Origin of the sequence: Vibrio mexicanus (assembly GCF_001012815.1) — a bacterium.
Lineage (GTDB): Bacteria > Pseudomonadota > Gammaproteobacteria > Enterobacterales > Vibrionaceae > Vibrio > Vibrio mexicanus.
In genome coordinates, this window is the sequence record NZ_JYJP01000016.1 from 26,954 (window position 1) to 41,829 (window position 14,876).

The following is a 14,876-nucleotide window of genomic DNA, read 5'->3' on the forward strand; positions in this document are numbered from 1 at the left end:
ATTCAATCCTACAAATGTTTTGGGCCTTTCTTTGAAGGCTAGAACAGGAACTGTTTAAGATGGCGTTGAAAGCACGGCCTAAACCGAGAACTGTTAGGTGAGTCCCAACGCCAAGTGGCACTATTTCACCAGAGCGTCAGTAATGCTTAGGCCATAGATAGCAACTAGACCGATGACACCAGTGACAACCAAGTAGTAGAACGTTGGGATAACCGTCTTACGCAGAGTTGCTCCTTCTCGACCTAGCAAACCTACTGTTGCCGAAGCTGCAACCACGTTGTGTATGGCAATCATGTTACCGGCAGCTGCGCCCACTGCTTGCAGAGCGACGACAACCGCACTTGAAATGGCCAGTGTTTGCGCCACTTCAAACTGGAACTGGCTAAACATCATGTTAGATACAGTGTTAGAGCCTGCAATGAAGGCCCCTAACGCACCGACGGTTGCACTTAGTGCAGGGAAAGCTTCGCCGACTAAACCAGCAGCAAAGTTTGCTGTAGTCACTGGCATACTGGCTAAGTCTGCACCGTTCACGCCAGAGTTAATGAAGATACGCACCATAGGAATGGTAAACACCAGTACAAACCCTGCGCCAATCAGTGTTTTGCTCGATTCACCAAATGCTTTAACCAGAGGTGTCGCACTGCGCGCTTGCAGCAATACCGCAACCAGGGCAACTAATACTAAGATGCCACCTGGAAGGTAAAGCGGCTGAATCGCAGCACTAATACCTGTTTCGCCAAGGATGTTGCTGAACGATAAGCTCACGCCAGTCAACATGGCTTTGAAGTCTGCGCTGACACGGCTAGCAACAAGCACTACAGCCAGAAGTACATATGGGAACCAAGCTTTTACTAGGCTCATTGGCTTAGCTTTTGTGTCATCTAAATTGATTTTTAATGAGCCAAGCCACTCTGCTGGCCACTTGTCTTCAGATTCAAAATCCCACGTTGATTTAGGTACTAGGAATCCACGTTTTGCAGCAGAGACAACAATCGCAAGGCCAGCCAAACCACCAATTAGAGATGGGAACTCTGCACCAAGGAACATTCCAGTTAACGCATATGGGATGGTAAATGCGAGGCCTGCGAAAACCGCGAATGGAAGAATATCCAAGCCTTCAGTCCAGCTTTTGTTTTTGCCAAAGAAGCGGGTCAGCATCATGGCCATTAGAACAGGGATAAGCGTCCCCACAATGGCATGAATGATCGCAACACTAGAGGTAATTTGCTGAAGGTAAGCGTCCCAAGTTGAGCCGTTGGCAACAAGTGCTTCAGAAATATTGTGCGTGTCCAATCCACGATTTACTCCCACAATGATAGGCGTGCCCACGGCACCGAACGACACTGGGGTAGACTGAATCATCATGCCCATTAACACCGCAGCTAATGCCGGAAAACCGATAGCAACCAAAAGGGGAGCAGCAATCGCAGCGGGTGTGCCAAAACCGGATGCGCCTTCAATAAAGGAACCAAAACACCATGCGATGATGATGGCTTGGACGCGTCGGTCTGGTGAGATATTAGTAAAACCATTGCGAATGGTAGCAATAGCGCCAGTGTGTTTTAGGGTATTTAGTAAGAAAATTGCTCCAAAAACAATCCAAAGAACGGCAACCGTAATGCCTAATCCTTGAAATACAGAAGCAAGAACCCGTGTGGTTGACATCTCCCAACCAAAAAGGGCGATGATAACGGTTAGACCAAATGCGACAGGCATTGCACGCTTGGCGGGCCAGTTTAGGCCGACAAGTAAGACAGCAGCCACCACAATTGGTGAGAAAGCCACAAGGCAAGTAAAGTTTCACTCATTGGTACATCCTCGTACAGGCAGTTTCCCTTAACTTTTGTGTTAGGGATGACTTGTTGAATCGAGCTCTATTGAGCTTCTCAAGTTTTATATTTGTGATAATTGTGTTAATTCGGGGTGAATTTACCCTTTCTTTTTTATTGATATAGGGAAATAATGAAAATGATTAATTCCAAAATTGACATAATAGATGCGTGCAGATGATTTAATTCTGTTTTCACAGGTGGTGGAAATGGGCAGTTTTAGTAAGGTTGCTGAAGCAAATAACCTTACAAATTCGGTAGTTAGCAAACGAATTGCTCGTTTAGAGGAAGAGTTGGGCGTTCAGCTATTATATCGAACAACGCGTAAATTGACCCTCACCGAAGCGGGTAAGGCGCTCACCCACGGAGCAAAAAATGTGAAGCAAGCCACTTCGGAGGCTATGGATGCAGTTTCAGGGTTTGGCGAAAATGTGAGTGGGCATATTAAAATGTCGGTGCCAACCATATCCGGTGATTTGATTTTGGCCGATGCCGTGGCCGAATTTTGTAACACCCACCCTGGGCTTACGGTGGACATGTCTCTCGATAATCGGTTTGTTGATCTGGTGGAAGGTGGCTTCGACTTGGTCATCCGCACGGGTTATCTTGAGGATTCAAGCTTAATTGCCAGACACATTTTGGACTCTCAATGGGTTGTATGCGCGTCTCCTGCGTATATCGCTCGAAACAATAAGCCTGTGAAGCCAGAAGATCTGGTTCAACACAACTGCTTGCAATATGCGTATCAAACCACGGGTGCCAGTGAGTGGGAGTTCAAAGGGCGAGAGGGGAACTATATTGTGCGAGTCTCGGGTTCGTTCTCAACCAACAATGCCACTGCGCTACGCAAGGCGGCATTGGGTGGTCATGGCATTGCCTACGTGCCTCGCTGTTTGGTCTATCACGATATTCGCAATGGGCAGTTAGTCGATCTATTCCCAGAGCTCGTGGGTAAAAGGCTCGGTATTTACGCGGTTTACCCGTTTACGCGTCAGCCTCCAAACAAAGTAAAACTGCTTATTGAGCATATTCGAGCTCGTTACCTAGCAATCTCTCACTATTTTTAAATGCATTGCTTTAGAGAGGGGGCTGAATTAGCTCCCTTTAACAACTGACGAAAAATGCTCTCTAAGAAAGTCACTCAATGCTTTAACCTGCGGCGGTATCCCTTGGCGAGACGGCATTAGCAGGCTCAGTTGCACTCTATTTAACATCCAGCCATCTAAGACTCTTACAACCTGACCTGACTTTAACTCTTTACGGCACACGTAAGAGGGCAACGCAGCCACTCCCATACTTTGCATAGCAGCATGCTTCAGCGTTGAAAGGTCTTGTGAGCAGAAAAACGGAGATGTTTGGATTTGAGCGCTCAACCCATCGTCGTGTTGCAGTAGAATCATCGAAGCATTTTGTTGATTTCCCATTGCGAGGTAGCGCGAGTCAGTTAAGCCGCAAGGCTCAGTGAGCTGAGGATGCTCCGCGTAGTAACTTGGCGAAGCAAAGAAATGCCATTCAACATCGGCAAGATGATGGGCGATCATGCTAGAGTCAGGAAGCGGTGCATTATGCCCGCGAATGGCGAGGTCAATGCCTTCCGTGATGAGGTCAATGTTCGAGTTAGTCACGTGCTGCTCTACCACTACGTCAGGGTATTCAAGGGCGAACCGACAAATGAGTTCTTTGAGGGCGAACTGAGCCACCCCAACCGAACTGCTAATCCTCACTGAACCTGATAAATTGCCTTCAGGGCTGAGCACAGAGGCCTCTGCCATTTCCATTGTATCCACCAGTTTGCGGGCATGCTTATAGAATGTCATGCCTTGCTCAGTAATAGAGATGCTCCGCGATGTCCGCTGAATAAGCCTTCGCCCTAAACGCTGTTCGAGCTGACTGACATGCCGACTTAGCCGAGATTTAGGTACGCCCAAGACATTCGCGGCTGCGGTGTAGCCTTTCTTTTCAACAACATGAACAAAGTAATAGTAATCATTGAGATCGATCATTTCTAATGTTCCATTTTTAGAACGATGAGTTCGATTATTGACTATTTTTTGCTGAAATCAAGCTTGCTATCTTTATTTCAACGCAATAAATGGAACGTAGAAGCATAATGTCAGCATTAAAAGGATTCACTACACGTACTTCATCAGATCAATCTTCAGATAACCAGGTTTCAGAAAACGAAGCTTCAGTAAACATTGTCGGCCCGATTAAGGGGAGCCGACTGTCGGTAGGTGACGGTTTCACTGGTACGGGTTTTCGTTATGGTCAGTTTGAAGGACAAATGGACCCGCTAATCATGGTCGACCATTAAGTTATGACCACACCAACATTTGGCGCACACCCACACGCGGGTTTGTCAGCCGTTTCGATATTACCGGAAGACACGGAAGGTCTGTTTAACAACCGTGATTCTCTGGGCAACGATTTCAATATCGAAGCAGGAGACTTGTATTGGCTTAAAGCCGGCAGTGGCGCAATCCACGACGAAGCACCGCTTAAAGGCGCGAAAGTACACGGCTACAACTGTTTGTGAATCTACCTGCCAGATTGAAACACTCGGTGCCGGATTCCTTGCATGTTAGACGTGGAGACATGCCAATCCTAGAAGGGACGGGCTACCGAGTTAAAATCGTACTGGGTGAATCAAATGGTATAGCGGGGGCAAAGTCTATAGCCTTACCTTTCACTGCTCTCGATGGTCATATACAAGCTGAAGCTTCATTTAGTCACGAAGCACAAAAGCAGCATAGCGCATGGATATACGCAATCGACGGCAGCATTGAAGTTGATATTGATAGTACAGAGTTAGTTCTTCAACAAGGCGAATCACTGGCGGTTAAATCGACTAATGATCATCAAGCGTTACCGATTCGTGTGATTGGGAAGAGCGATACCAACAATTACTTTGTCATTCTATCTGGCGAGACAGTACAAGAGTCGTTTGTTCAACAAGGCCCGTTTGCAATGAGCAACATGGAAGAGATCCGCGAGGTGACACAACGATACCAAAATGGTGAGTTAGGTAGTTTGGCATAGAGCTATGAGAACCGGTCGCTCGCACCTTTGCGGTGCTAGCGACCCAATGGCAGGTGATTATATAGCAGGGAAGCTATGAAGATTCACAACTTACATTTCTATCTATTTTCTATGGTGATGGCAGCTGTCATGTCTGGTGGGATGTCGCTTGCTATGTTGCTGGTAAATATCGAAGGAAATCTATTGGCGAGTGCGTTTATTAATAGCTGGCTATCGGCGTGGTTAACTTCATTTATGGTTGCATGGCCATTAAGTATGTTTGTGGTGCCACTGGCTAATCGAAGTGTCAATTGGATGATGTCGCTACTGAAACCGCTGCAATGAATTACTCTAACTTCATGATCTAACGTTGTTATTCGAGTCCATGAACGGCATTATGGAGGGATAGACGCGATTAAATAACCGTGAGTTCTTACTTCAGTCTTGAGTTGATTACGAGGCACTTCATGATTTCATTTAAGCAAACAGAAGATTTGTCTGCTTCAGCCCAGATAACGTACGACAACATGCAACCGTACTATACGCATTATGGTGTTGAGTGGGAGCTTGTAACGATAAGAAAGCAAATCTCAGATCTAGAAAATTGGGACATTCTGTTTGATGACACAGTAGTGGGCGCAGTACGTTTAGCTATGATGAGAGCGGTTGTTATTTGCGCGATCTGCAAGTAACTAAGGAATATCAGGGTAAAGGCATCGGTGCAAAGGCGCTCAAGAAAGTCTTGATGCTCGCGATAGATGCTGGTGCAGATTCAGTTCGTTTGAGAGTGTTTAAAATTAGCCCAGCTCGTCACCTTTATCAAAGAGAAGGGTATGCGATCGATAAAGAAGAAGAGCGCTTTTATTACATGTCCCGACCCGTGAACTAAGAGTGAATAACTTTGCAAGGAGGCAATATGGACTTTCTATTGTATTTAGCTGCTTTCTTACTGGTGCTTGTCTCTATTGCGCACTCCTATTTGGGTGAGCGTTTTTTATTGTCAAAACTGTTTGAACAACGTCATTGGCCAAAAGTGTTGGGCAGTGATGGATTTGCCAAGCGAACGCTTCGTTTTGCTTGGCACCTTACATCGGTTACTTGTCTTGGTTTTGCCGCCATTTTGGTGGTATTGACGCAGCCACAGGTGAGCAAGTTGCTCATCAGTCAGATTATCGCGACAACTTTTGCTTTTCATTTCGTCATTTCGCTGTTGGCTTCTAGGGGCAAACATCTGTCGTGGATTTTATTCGGGACCGTCACGTTTTTAGTTGTTCTGAATACATACCTTTAGATTTTTAGCTTGGGTTCAACTAGCCCAGCTTTATACATATTAAGTTGAAAGGAAATTGAAATGATTAAAAGGAACTACCGGCTAGCAGCGGCGTCATTATTATCAATGTTTGCTACTTATACGTTTGCGATGACAGAAGAAGTGAATATGGTGCCGGTACAGCTTGATGGTGACACGGTTGAACTAGAAATCATCGTGCATAAGCCTGACGGCTATCAACAAGGAACTAAGCTGCCAACGGTGATTTTGAATCATGGCTCGACTGGTTGGGGGACGAATCCTTCGTATTTCACAGCGAAAATTGACTATTTCGATGCGCTGATTGCGTATTTTGGCGATCGTGGTTGGGCCGTGGCAGTGCCAATGCGTCGTGGTCGCGGTAATTCAGAAGGCCTTTATGACGAAGGGTTTGATAGCAACAGGAAGTATGGTTATACCTGTGAAACGGGTAGGTCGCTTGCTGGAGCACAAAGAGCGTTAGACGATGTACATGCTTCTGTCGAAGCGATTGAGGCGATGCCATTTGTTGATACAGAGAACCTAATAATCGGCGGGATTTCTCGCGGTGGTATCCTCAGTACAGCTTACGCAGGCGAACATCCAGATAAGTTTAAAGGAATCATTAATTTTGTTGGTGGTTGGATGGGTGATGGGTGCCCAACGGCAGAAGGCATTAACGGTTCTTTATTTGTACGTGGAGCGGCAACAAAGGTTGAATCAATCTGGCTTTATGGTAACAACGATCATTATTATCGAATGTCCCACTCACAATCGAACTTTAATAAGTTTGTCGCCGCAGGTGGCAAAGGGGATTTCCACCAAGTGAATGTCGAACCTGGTCAAAACGGGCACTTTATTGGTTCTTATCCTCAAAAATGGACAGCTCTGATGGATGAGTATCTCGATGACCGTAATCTGTAGAGCGGCAAAAGGAAATAACGGGGAAAGAAAACTTGAGTCATATTGATATTGCCGACCCTTCGGTGATTGCTATACCGATCAAAGATACAGGAGAAAGGCTAATATCCGTAGAAGGCTTGATTGAGATCGGCCCTCCCGCGGAAAGCAGTGCAACCCAAGAACACTACCACCTGCTGCGTGAAAGTGTGGTTAAAAAGCTCATCCGCGCACAATCTCATCTTCCGACAGGCCTAAGGTTTAGAATTTACGAGGGCTATCGTTGCCCTCGATTTCAAAGTGAGCTGTTTGAACAGCAGCTTACTCGTGAACTGGCTATAAACCCTCTACTTACTTCGGAGGAAGCATTCAAAAACGCCTCTTTGCTGGTGGCTCCAGTGACTACCTATGAAGGCAAGACTTTGTCTCCACCACACAGCACCGGTGGCGCGTTAGACATTGAAATTGTTAACACAAGCGGGCAGGTGCTGGATTTTGGTATGGAGATAAAAGAGTGGTCTACTGTACCTGCCGAACTGTGTGAAACCAAGACTCCAAATCTGTCATCTTTAGCGTTAAGTAACCGCAATCTATTATGCTCGGTGTTACAGGCAGAAGGTTTTGTCAATTACACAAGGGAGTGGTGGCACTTTTCATATGGCGACCAATACTGGCTTATGTAACGGGAGCTTCATTCGCCAAATACGGTTCGATTGGCACATAAATAGACGTAAATTAAGGAATAGAAAAACGATGAATCATGTCATGCTCGACGTTGATGGAACGTTTGAGTATGACAATAATATTGCATTTTACGCACCCCAAAGTATGTAATAAACGGTTACATTCAAGCTGGCTATTATTAGTTCTATTAGATGAAATTAGTTCGTATCTAGTTCAAAAGTCTTGATTTCTGTTAAGTGACGCTCACAAATACATAGGGTATATTTACCTTTCTGTAGGAAGGGGTGACGTGACTCAAATGTTTACAAGTTTATTTGAAAAATGGCTGGGAATGAGTCGTTCTCATGAAGATTTTAGAGACAGCTTATTTGTGCTCATCGCAGTGAGTATTTTGTCATGCGTTCTTCTTCTCTTTATCTACTACAACATCGCAATTGTGCCTAACTTCGTGATGGCTTCTATTGAAATAACAGGCTTGGTTTTCTGTTTGTTGGCCTATTATTTCTTGTGGCAAGGTCGTGAAGTTAATTTAGCCGCCAATATTATGGTATCGGTAATGACCAGTATCAGTTTACTTCTGATATATGGAACAGGGCACCAAGAGTTTGCTCTGGCTTTTGCGTTTCTTACACCGATTGTATCTATATTTGTTCTAGGCTATCGAGTTGGGTCGGTGTTTAGCTTACTCAACTTTGCTATTGTTGCGTATATATGTGTAACAGGGATGGATTATTGGCTACCCGTCTACTTTGATGATATTAGTTTTATTCACCTATCTGCTGTTTATTTTTTCTTGTTTCTTACCGCTTTCTTTTACGATTCTGGTCGCCGAAAAACGATGGCGATGTTAAAAGAGTCGAATCGACAGCTTCAAAACCTGTCACATACCGATATGCTCACCCAGCTTTATAATCGTCGCCACATGGAAGGGCATCTCAAGGAGGTTGGCCGAGTAAATTGGGTTGCGATTTTAGATATCGATGACTTCAAAAAGATTAACGATGAGCATGGCCATGATGTTGGAGATCGCGTGCTGATCAAAATCGCTCGCATCCTGAGTTCCAAAATGGATAAGTTTGGTCATGTAGGGCGTTGGGGAGGAGAAGAATTCCTCATTGCTTTTGAGGTTGCTGAGCGAGCAGAAGTCGAGGCGCAAATCGAATCGATTCAGTCCGCTATCGCAAGCTATGATTTTGGCATTAAAAGACCTGTTACATTAAGTTGCGGTATCGCATTACATAATAACAGCGTTAAGAGCAGTACCTATCGCCGCGCTGATGAAGCTCTGTATCAGGCGAAAGCATCGGGTAAGAACCGTTATCGTATGGCTGCGAGTTAAAGTAAAGGGGCGTTAAGCCCCTTTTTAGTATCCGTTGTTTTTACGATTGATGACCAATCACGACTGCCATTTCATCCGCTTCGGTGAAAGGCGTGCCTCTTAGATCGCTATAAGTCTGTTTGATTTCCAAACCATGAGCGTTCAGTTCATTTGTTAGCTGATCAACTGTGAAGTGCTGAAGCCAGTTGTACACCGTCCATTCTTTGTCTTCTTGGCTGATGACGTACTTATCCAGCGTAACGAGATCGCTCTGATAGGTAAACGAAGATTGAATACACCAATAATCTTCACCACTCCAAAAACCATTCATCGCATTGCGTTCAACATTCAGTGATTCTGCTTGTTGCTTAAAACGATGTGCGGTGTACACATCAAGCACGATAGAACCGTTCGGTGCCAGTAGCGATTTGAACTTGGCTAATAGTGTTGCGCGTTGGCTTGGGTTTAAAGCGCACAGGTCGCACATGACTAGAGTAATCAAGTCAAACTGACGATTGTCTTTGTACTCTAGATAGTTACCCAAGTGGTACTCAATCTCAATACCGGCTTCTTTTGCTTGGTTTTTTGCATAGGCAAGAGAGTTCTCTGAAAAGTCGAGTCCCACCACAGTACCAACACCGCTAGACTTTAAACGCTGAGTATATAGCCAGGTCCGCAGCCAAAATCGATGACTCTAGACTGGGCGTTGAGATTAAACTCAGTGATAAGCCATTGTGCAGATGCATCAATGAATTGTTGGGTGCGAGAGGCAAGGCTTAAATCAGGGTTTAAGTGGAAATTAAGCATTTGCTTTGCAATGTGTGTGTCAGTCCACAGCACATCTGCCGTGTATTTTGACCAAACTGCGGGTTTGGCTGCAGCTTTACTTAGATTTTTGTACATAGTTTGTAATTCCGACAATACATTTGTTGCCGTCCTTACAAGAACATTGAAGGGTGCTAATTACCCTAAAAGGTCGTAAGGACGCGTAAAGAATGAGATTGTTGTTGAGATAAACATAGTGGTTGCCTCCCTAAGTTGAAATGAAATACGTTGAGATGAATCGAAAACGGGCGAACTCTACACATAGGCTTTCCATATCGCAATACTTAAATGATATTCACAAAGATAATTCGACGTTTCGTTGAGATGAATCATATTTGAACAAGCCAGCATGTGGATTGGAGCTAAGCGCGATAAAGCGTTAAGATACAGACTGTTTCAGTTTGGATAGATGTCATGATGTCAGATGAAGAACGCGCTCTGGAATGGATGCGTCAGCAAGCCTACAAAATAGATCCCTACAGCGAAGAGCTCTCTTTTGAAGAGTGCTTAGAGTTAATTGGCCCGGCTTTTAAAAAAGGAAAAAGCATGGCCCAGTTGAGACACTTATTAGGTGAAGCGGATCGCCGAGCGGGTGCTGCCGAGCGTAAACATGCTGCCTTGAAGTACGCTAAAGAAAAAAGTCCGAACGCAGGTCAAATTCTTCGCCTGCAAGGTAAACTGCAGCGAGTTGAATTGGCATTGAAGCTTGCGACAGGCGATAACAATATGACGATTTCTCAGTTTTGTGCAGAGTACGATGTTACCAAGAAAGACGGTAATACCGCTTGGCACGAAAAGCTGGTGGAGCAGAACAAAAAGCGTTAATTCGCTCTGGAACCTCTTCCTCCTAATCGAGTTTCAAATTTCCTTAATTTGCCTCTGTTTAGAGGTGAAACTTTGTAAGAATTAGTGTAATTTCGCCTCTTTATATCGGTGTTATAATATAACATTGCTAGTTCCTTTTTGGCGACTCTCCCTTGCTTGATGGTGGTCGTGTCAAAAACTGGGATTATCGTTTTAGATTGATTGCTTTAGTCATGCGGTATTGGTTAATCGCATAGTGGTCAATTATGCTAGGAGGGCTTATGAACGTAGAACAACAAGCGTTGATGTCGGAGGAAGAGATCCTTGCGGCGCCAGAATCAGATTACATGAACGAAGCTCAGCTGGCCTTTTTCGAAAACAGGCTGATGGAGCTCTACCAATCAACATCGGATCATATCGAACGTACACGTAAAGAAATGACCCAGCCTATGGAGTTCAGTGACGAAAGTGATCGAGCTTCTAGTGAAGAGCAATCGGCCATTGCGCTGCGGATTATCGACCGAGAGCAAAAGTTGCTACCGAAGATTCGACAATCTCTCGCGCGCTTGAGGGCAGGGGATTACGGTTACTGTTTGGAATCTGGCGACCCGATTGGTATACCACGCTTGCTTATAAGGCCTACTGCTGAGTACTGCGCTGAAGTGAAGGAACAGTTAGAAAACAAAGAGCATCGTTACAGAGATTAATGCGCTAGCTAAAAAATCAAGCCACTCAGTTGAGTGGCTTGTTTTTTATCTTCAGAGTGACCCTAACTGCGAATAACAATCTTTCTTGGGATCAGTTCAATACCCGGCTCGTAGCGCTTAGCGGAAGCGTTCAAAGCTAGCGCCATTGCGCTGTCAGCAATTAGCTCAAACTTCTGCGGGAGTGAGTTTATCTTCATTGGCAAGAAGTCGAGCAAACGATTATCACCAAAGGTCGCAAGCTTAACTTGATTAACCAATTCAGGTCTTTCAAGCATTACATCTAAAACACCTTCTAGTAAGGTATAAGAGGTCGTGATAATTGCATTAGGGACTTCATTGTTCTCAACCCAGCGAGAAAAAAGCGCCTTTCCTTCTTCGCGTGCGAAATGCTCTCCATACACAACTTGGCTGTTAATGTTGTTCTTACCACACACTGACATAAAGCCTAACTCACGCTCTTTAGATATTTGTAGATCGGGCAGGGCACCAATTAAGCCAATACTGTTAATAGAGTCAGAGAGAATGGAATTGGTTAACTCAAAAGCACTATCGAAATCTTCACTGACAACGCTGCAAAAAAACTCGTCATCTAGAGGACGGTCGAGGGCGATGATTGGTGTGCCGGATTTTTGCAGTTTTAAATAGTAGTCGTTGGCATCGGTCATACTGCTGGCGACAAACAGCGCATCAATACGCCTGCTGATAAGCGCCTCTGCCACCTTTTGCTCAGTATCTGGATCATCGTCTGAACAGCCAATCAAAATTTGGTAACCGGCTTTACGTGAGTTTTGCTCAATCAGTTTGGCAAGTCTTGCGTAACTGGTGTTCTCTAAATCTGGGATAATCAAACCAAATGAACGCGAGTTTCCAGCTCGAAGGGCAGACGCTGCGACATCCGGCTTGTAGTTATGCTCTTCTACCACAGCCATGACTTTACGCTGAGTCTTTTCGCTGATTCGGTATTTTTGTGCCTTACCGTTTATTACATAGCTAGCCGTAGTTTTGGAAACACCTGCTAGTTTTGCTATCTCATCTAAAGTCATTCAATCAACCTTGTTCTGTGCGCAGGATCATATTAATGCACACATGATCTTATGTTGGGTTGAATTATAAGCTGAAACGATTCAGTATAAAAGCTGAAAGGATTCAGCAAAGCTTTAAAGCAGACCCAAATCACGATTATTCAAGATTCTATGGTTTAAAGAGCTTTTCTGAACCTTTTTGTAGTTCGACTTTTTATTTGTCGACTTGCTGAATCGATTCAGTGGTTTGGCAAGGCAAAACCTTCGAGTGGTGGAATGCCACTTCGGTGAAACCAGATAACTTATGTTGGAGAGCCCATGCTTAAGCTAAACAACAATGACATTACACTAGCGCAGTCAGCATCAGACAAGTTTGCTGCGATCAAATCAATTGCTCAGTCATTAACAGAAAAAGGCCTTGTAGAAGAGGGCTATGTAGAGGGCATGCTTAATCGTGAGAACCAAAACTCTACGTTTTTGGGTAACGGTATCGCGATTCCACACGGCACAACGGATACGCGCGCTATGGTGAAAACCACAGGTGTTGCTGTGCATCACTTCCCTCAGGGTGTCGATTGGGGGATGGCAACACAGTTTACGTGGCAATTGGTATTGCCGCTAAGTCAGATGAACACCTAGGCATTCTAAAACAACTTACGAAAGTACTGAGCGCAGAAGGTGTAGAGCAGCGTTTACGTGATGCGAGTAAAGGTGAGGAAATCGCTGCACTGCTGAATGGCGATGTACAACTAGAAGCTGACTTTGATGCTTCTCTTATTCAACTGCTTTTCCCTGCAAGCGACATGGTGCAAATGAGCGCTGTGGCTGGTGGCCTTTTGAAAAACACAGGCTGTGGCGAGAAAGAGCTGGTTGCGGATCTCATTACCAAAAACCCAACGCATTTAGGTAAAGGCTTGTGGCTTGTGGGTAGCGAGAAAAGCGTGACTCGTACTGGCGTTTCCTTTGTGTCTACTGCTAACGATTGCGAGTTTGAAGGCGAGCAGGTGCGTGGCTTAGTGGCTTTCGCCGCTTGCAATAATGCTCACCAGTCTATTCTGAGTAACCTGTCGAAAATTGTTTTTAACGGCGAACAAGAAAAGCTGCTTAATGCGAATGCTGCACAAGTAATTGGCTTACTCAGTAACGAAGAGTTTAGCGGTGAAGGAGTAACAGTTCAGTCCCTTGAACAAGATGACACAGCAGCAGACAACGTAGCAGTCTACAAAATTAAGAACGCTCACGGTTTGCACGCTCGCCCTGGTGCAATGCTCGTTGCGGAAGCGAAGAAGTTTGAATCTACCATTCGTGTTTCAAACCTTGATGGTGATGGAAAAGAAGTGAACGCGAAGAGTTTGATGAAAGTGATTGCTCTTGGTGTTAAGCACGGTCACAGCTTGCAGTTTACCGCGGAAGGTACCGATGCAGCCGTTGCACTGGAATCTATTGGTCAAGCAATCAATGCCGGCTTAGGCGAGGGTTAACTCAATGGCTATCACGAATAAGGTTGTCACCGTGACGCTTAATCCTGCGCTAGACCTAACCGGAAGCCTCGAGCTTCTCAAGCATGGTTCGGTGAGTGTGGTTGATGAAAGCAGTCTACACGCAGCTGGTAAAGGTGTGAATGTGGCTAAAGTGCTCAGTGATTTAGGCGCGGAAGTGACGGTGACGGGTTTTTTAGGTAAAGATAATCCAGAACTATTTCACCAACTCTTTGCTGACATTGAAGTAAACGATCGTTTTGTTGAAGTCGATGGTGCGACTCGTATCAACGTAAAGTTAGTTGAAGACAATGGCACCGTAAGTGACATTAACTTCCCGGGCGTACAAGTGACTACGCAAGATATTGCGCGCTTTGAAGCAACCTTGTTTGAGCTTGCTGAAACACATGATTACTTTGTTATTGCGGGAAGTCTGCCTCGCGGTATTGAACCTCAGCAGTGCGCCGCTTGGATTGATGCGCTGTACAAGCAGGGCAAGAAAGTTCTATTCGACAGCAGTAAAGCCGCGCTCAAAGCTGGCATTGAATCTCACCCATGGCTTATCAAACCAAACGAAGAAGAGTTAGGTGAATTTATGGGTGAGCAATTAGATACGGCAGAAAAGTGCCAAGTGGCCGCTCAGTCTCTCAGTGAAAAGGGCATCGATAACATTGTCGTGTCTATGGGCAGCGAAGGTGTGATGTGGCTAAACGATAACGCTTGGCTTCGTTCACAGCCTCCTCGTATGCAGGTGGTAAGCACGGTAGGCGCGGGCGACACTCTTGTTGCCGGCCTGTGTTGGGGCCATATGCAGCAGATGCCAAAACCAGATTTACTACGTTTCGCTACCGCTCTTTCTGCCATGGCAGTTGGCCAAGTGGGCGTAGGCCTAACCAGTCAAGAAGAACTGGACAAAATTAAGCTCGGAACAAACGTGAGCGAGCTTTCTCCAATCACGAACCTAGACATGCCCCTATCAGGCACGAACTAAGGAACAGAA

At 45.2% G+C, this 14,876-nt stretch carries 20 protein-coding genes and 1 pseudogene; 16 read left to right on the plus strand and 5 right to left on the minus strand.

Features of this window, described 5'->3' with window-relative positions; genetic code table 11:
• Positions 1-120: 120 nt before the first annotated feature.
• Positions 121-1,811, minus strand: a pseudogene (locus tag UA76_RS03175) (L-lactate permease).
• A gap of 188 nt (positions 1,812-1,999) precedes the next feature.
• Between UA76_RS03175 and UA76_RS03180 the strand changes: the two are divergent.
• Positions 2,000-2,899: a LysR family transcriptional regulator gene (locus tag UA76_RS03180; RefSeq protein WP_047042953.1), complete on the plus strand. Its 900-nt coding sequence runs from the start codon at positions 2,000-2,002 to the stop codon at positions 2,897-2,899.
• Between the two features lie 27 nt (positions 2,900-2,926).
• On the opposite strand, the gene UA76_RS03185 is transcribed toward UA76_RS03180, so the two are convergent.
• Complete coding sequence (locus UA76_RS03185) at positions 2,927-3,835, minus strand: LysR substrate-binding domain-containing protein (protein ID WP_047042956.1); 909 nt, start codon at positions 3,833-3,835, stop codon at positions 2,927-2,929.
• 107 nt (positions 3,836-3,942) lie between these two features.
• Here UA76_RS03185 and UA76_RS23975 point away from each other — a divergent pair, with 107 nt between their 5' ends.
• The 10 genes from UA76_RS23975 (at position 3,943) to UA76_RS03220 (ending at position 9,061) form a co-directional block, all read left to right on the plus strand.
• Positions 3,943-4,146 (plus strand): hypothetical protein, encoded by a 204-nt coding sequence (locus UA76_RS23975; protein ID WP_202906902.1) that lies wholly within the window; start codon positions 3,943-3,945, stop codon positions 4,144-4,146.
• 3 nt (positions 4,147-4,149) lie between these two features.
• Positions 4,150-4,368, plus strand: a complete 219-nt coding sequence (locus UA76_RS23980) for a pirin family protein (RefSeq protein ID WP_202906903.1) — start codon at positions 4,150-4,152, stop codon at positions 4,366-4,368.
• 26 nt (positions 4,369-4,394) lie between these two features.
• Positions 4,395-4,871: a pirin-like C-terminal cupin domain-containing protein gene (locus UA76_RS23985; RefSeq protein ID WP_202906904.1), complete on the plus strand. Its 477-nt coding sequence runs from the start codon at positions 4,395-4,397 to the stop codon at positions 4,869-4,871.
• Positions 4,872-4,946: 75 nt separating this feature from the next.
• Positions 4,947-5,195: a DUF2798 domain-containing protein gene (locus tag UA76_RS03195; protein ID WP_047042959.1), complete on the plus strand. Its 249-nt coding sequence runs from the start codon at positions 4,947-4,949 to the stop codon at positions 5,193-5,195.
• A gap of 122 nt (positions 5,196-5,317) precedes the next feature.
• Positions 5,318-5,542 (plus strand): hypothetical protein, encoded by a 225-nt coding sequence (locus UA76_RS24335; protein ID WP_238322152.1) that lies wholly within the window; start codon positions 5,318-5,320, stop codon positions 5,540-5,542.
• A complete protein-coding gene (locus UA76_RS24340; RefSeq protein WP_238322153.1) occupies positions 5,524-5,739 on the plus strand; it encodes a GNAT family N-acetyltransferase in 216 nt (71 codons plus the stop codon). The genes UA76_RS24335 and UA76_RS24340 overlap by 19 nt, the downstream gene beginning before the upstream one ends.
• A 39-nt stretch (positions 5,740-5,778) precedes the next feature.
• Positions 5,779-6,141 (plus strand): hypothetical protein, encoded by a 363-nt coding sequence (locus UA76_RS03205; RefSeq protein WP_337588494.1) that lies wholly within the window; start codon positions 5,779-5,781, stop codon positions 6,139-6,141.
• A gap of 60 nt (positions 6,142-6,201) precedes the next feature.
• Positions 6,202-7,062, plus strand: a complete 861-nt coding sequence (locus UA76_RS03210) for an alpha/beta hydrolase family protein (protein ID WP_052771931.1) — start codon at positions 6,202-6,204, stop codon at positions 7,060-7,062.
• A gap of 32 nt (positions 7,063-7,094) precedes the next feature.
• Positions 7,095-7,721 (plus strand): M15 family metallopeptidase, encoded by a 627-nt coding sequence (locus UA76_RS03215; RefSeq protein ID WP_052771932.1) that lies wholly within the window; start codon positions 7,095-7,097, stop codon positions 7,719-7,721.
• 332 nt (positions 7,722-8,053) lie between these two features.
• Complete coding sequence (locus tag UA76_RS03220) at positions 8,054-9,061, plus strand: GGDEF domain-containing protein (protein ID WP_238322154.1); 1,008 nt, start codon at positions 8,054-8,056, stop codon at positions 9,059-9,061.
• Between the two features lie 40 nt (positions 9,062-9,101).
• Here UA76_RS03220 and UA76_RS03225 read toward each other — a convergent pair whose 3' ends face one another.
• Positions 9,102-9,668, minus strand: a complete 567-nt coding sequence (locus UA76_RS03225; RefSeq protein WP_238322155.1) for a class I SAM-dependent methyltransferase — start codon at positions 9,666-9,668, stop codon at positions 9,102-9,104.
• Positions 9,669-9,688: 20 nt separating this feature from the next.
• On the minus strand, positions 9,689-9,943 hold the full coding sequence (locus UA76_RS24345; protein WP_238322156.1) for a hypothetical protein: 255 nt from the start codon (positions 9,941-9,943) through the stop codon (positions 9,689-9,691).
• A gap of 339 nt (positions 9,944-10,282) precedes the next feature.
• On the opposite strand from UA76_RS24345, the gene UA76_RS03230 reads away from it, so the two are divergent.
• Positions 10,283-10,690, plus strand: coding sequence for a hypothetical protein (locus UA76_RS03230; RefSeq protein ID WP_047043075.1), 408 nt, complete (start codon positions 10,283-10,285; stop codon positions 10,688-10,690).
• Between the two features lie 260 nt (positions 10,691-10,950).
• Entirely contained in the window at positions 10,951-11,376 is a 426-nt protein-coding gene (locus UA76_RS03235) for a TraR/DksA C4-type zinc finger protein (protein ID WP_047042965.1), read from the plus strand.
• Positions 11,377-11,438: 62 nt separating this feature from the next.
• Here UA76_RS03235 and cra read toward each other — a convergent pair whose 3' ends face one another.
• Positions 11,439-12,419 (minus strand): catabolite repressor/activator, encoded by a 981-nt coding sequence (cra, locus tag UA76_RS03240; protein WP_047042967.1) that lies wholly within the window; start codon positions 12,417-12,419, stop codon positions 11,439-11,441.
• A gap of 297 nt (positions 12,420-12,716) precedes the next feature.
• Here cra and UA76_RS25550 point away from each other — a divergent pair, with 297 nt between their 5' ends.
• From UA76_RS25550 to pfkB, 3 genes are read left to right on the plus strand one after another with little or no spacing between them, the layout of a single operon-like run.
• Positions 12,717-13,037: a PTS sugar transporter subunit IIA gene (locus UA76_RS25550; protein WP_420340889.1), complete on the plus strand. Its 321-nt coding sequence runs from the start codon at positions 12,717-12,719 to the stop codon at positions 13,035-13,037.
• Complete coding sequence (gene fruB / locus UA76_RS03245; RefSeq protein ID WP_420340892.1) at positions 12,998-13,879, plus strand: fused PTS fructose transporter subunit IIA/HPr protein; 882 nt, start codon at positions 12,998-13,000, stop codon at positions 13,877-13,879. The genes UA76_RS25550 and fruB overlap by 40 nt, the downstream gene beginning before the upstream one ends.
• A 4-nt stretch (positions 13,880-13,883) precedes the next feature.
• A complete protein-coding gene (pfkB, locus tag UA76_RS03250; RefSeq protein ID WP_047042970.1) occupies positions 13,884-14,867 on the plus strand; it encodes a 1-phosphofructokinase in 984 nt (327 codons plus the stop codon).
• Positions 14,868-14,876 lie beyond the last annotated feature (9 nt).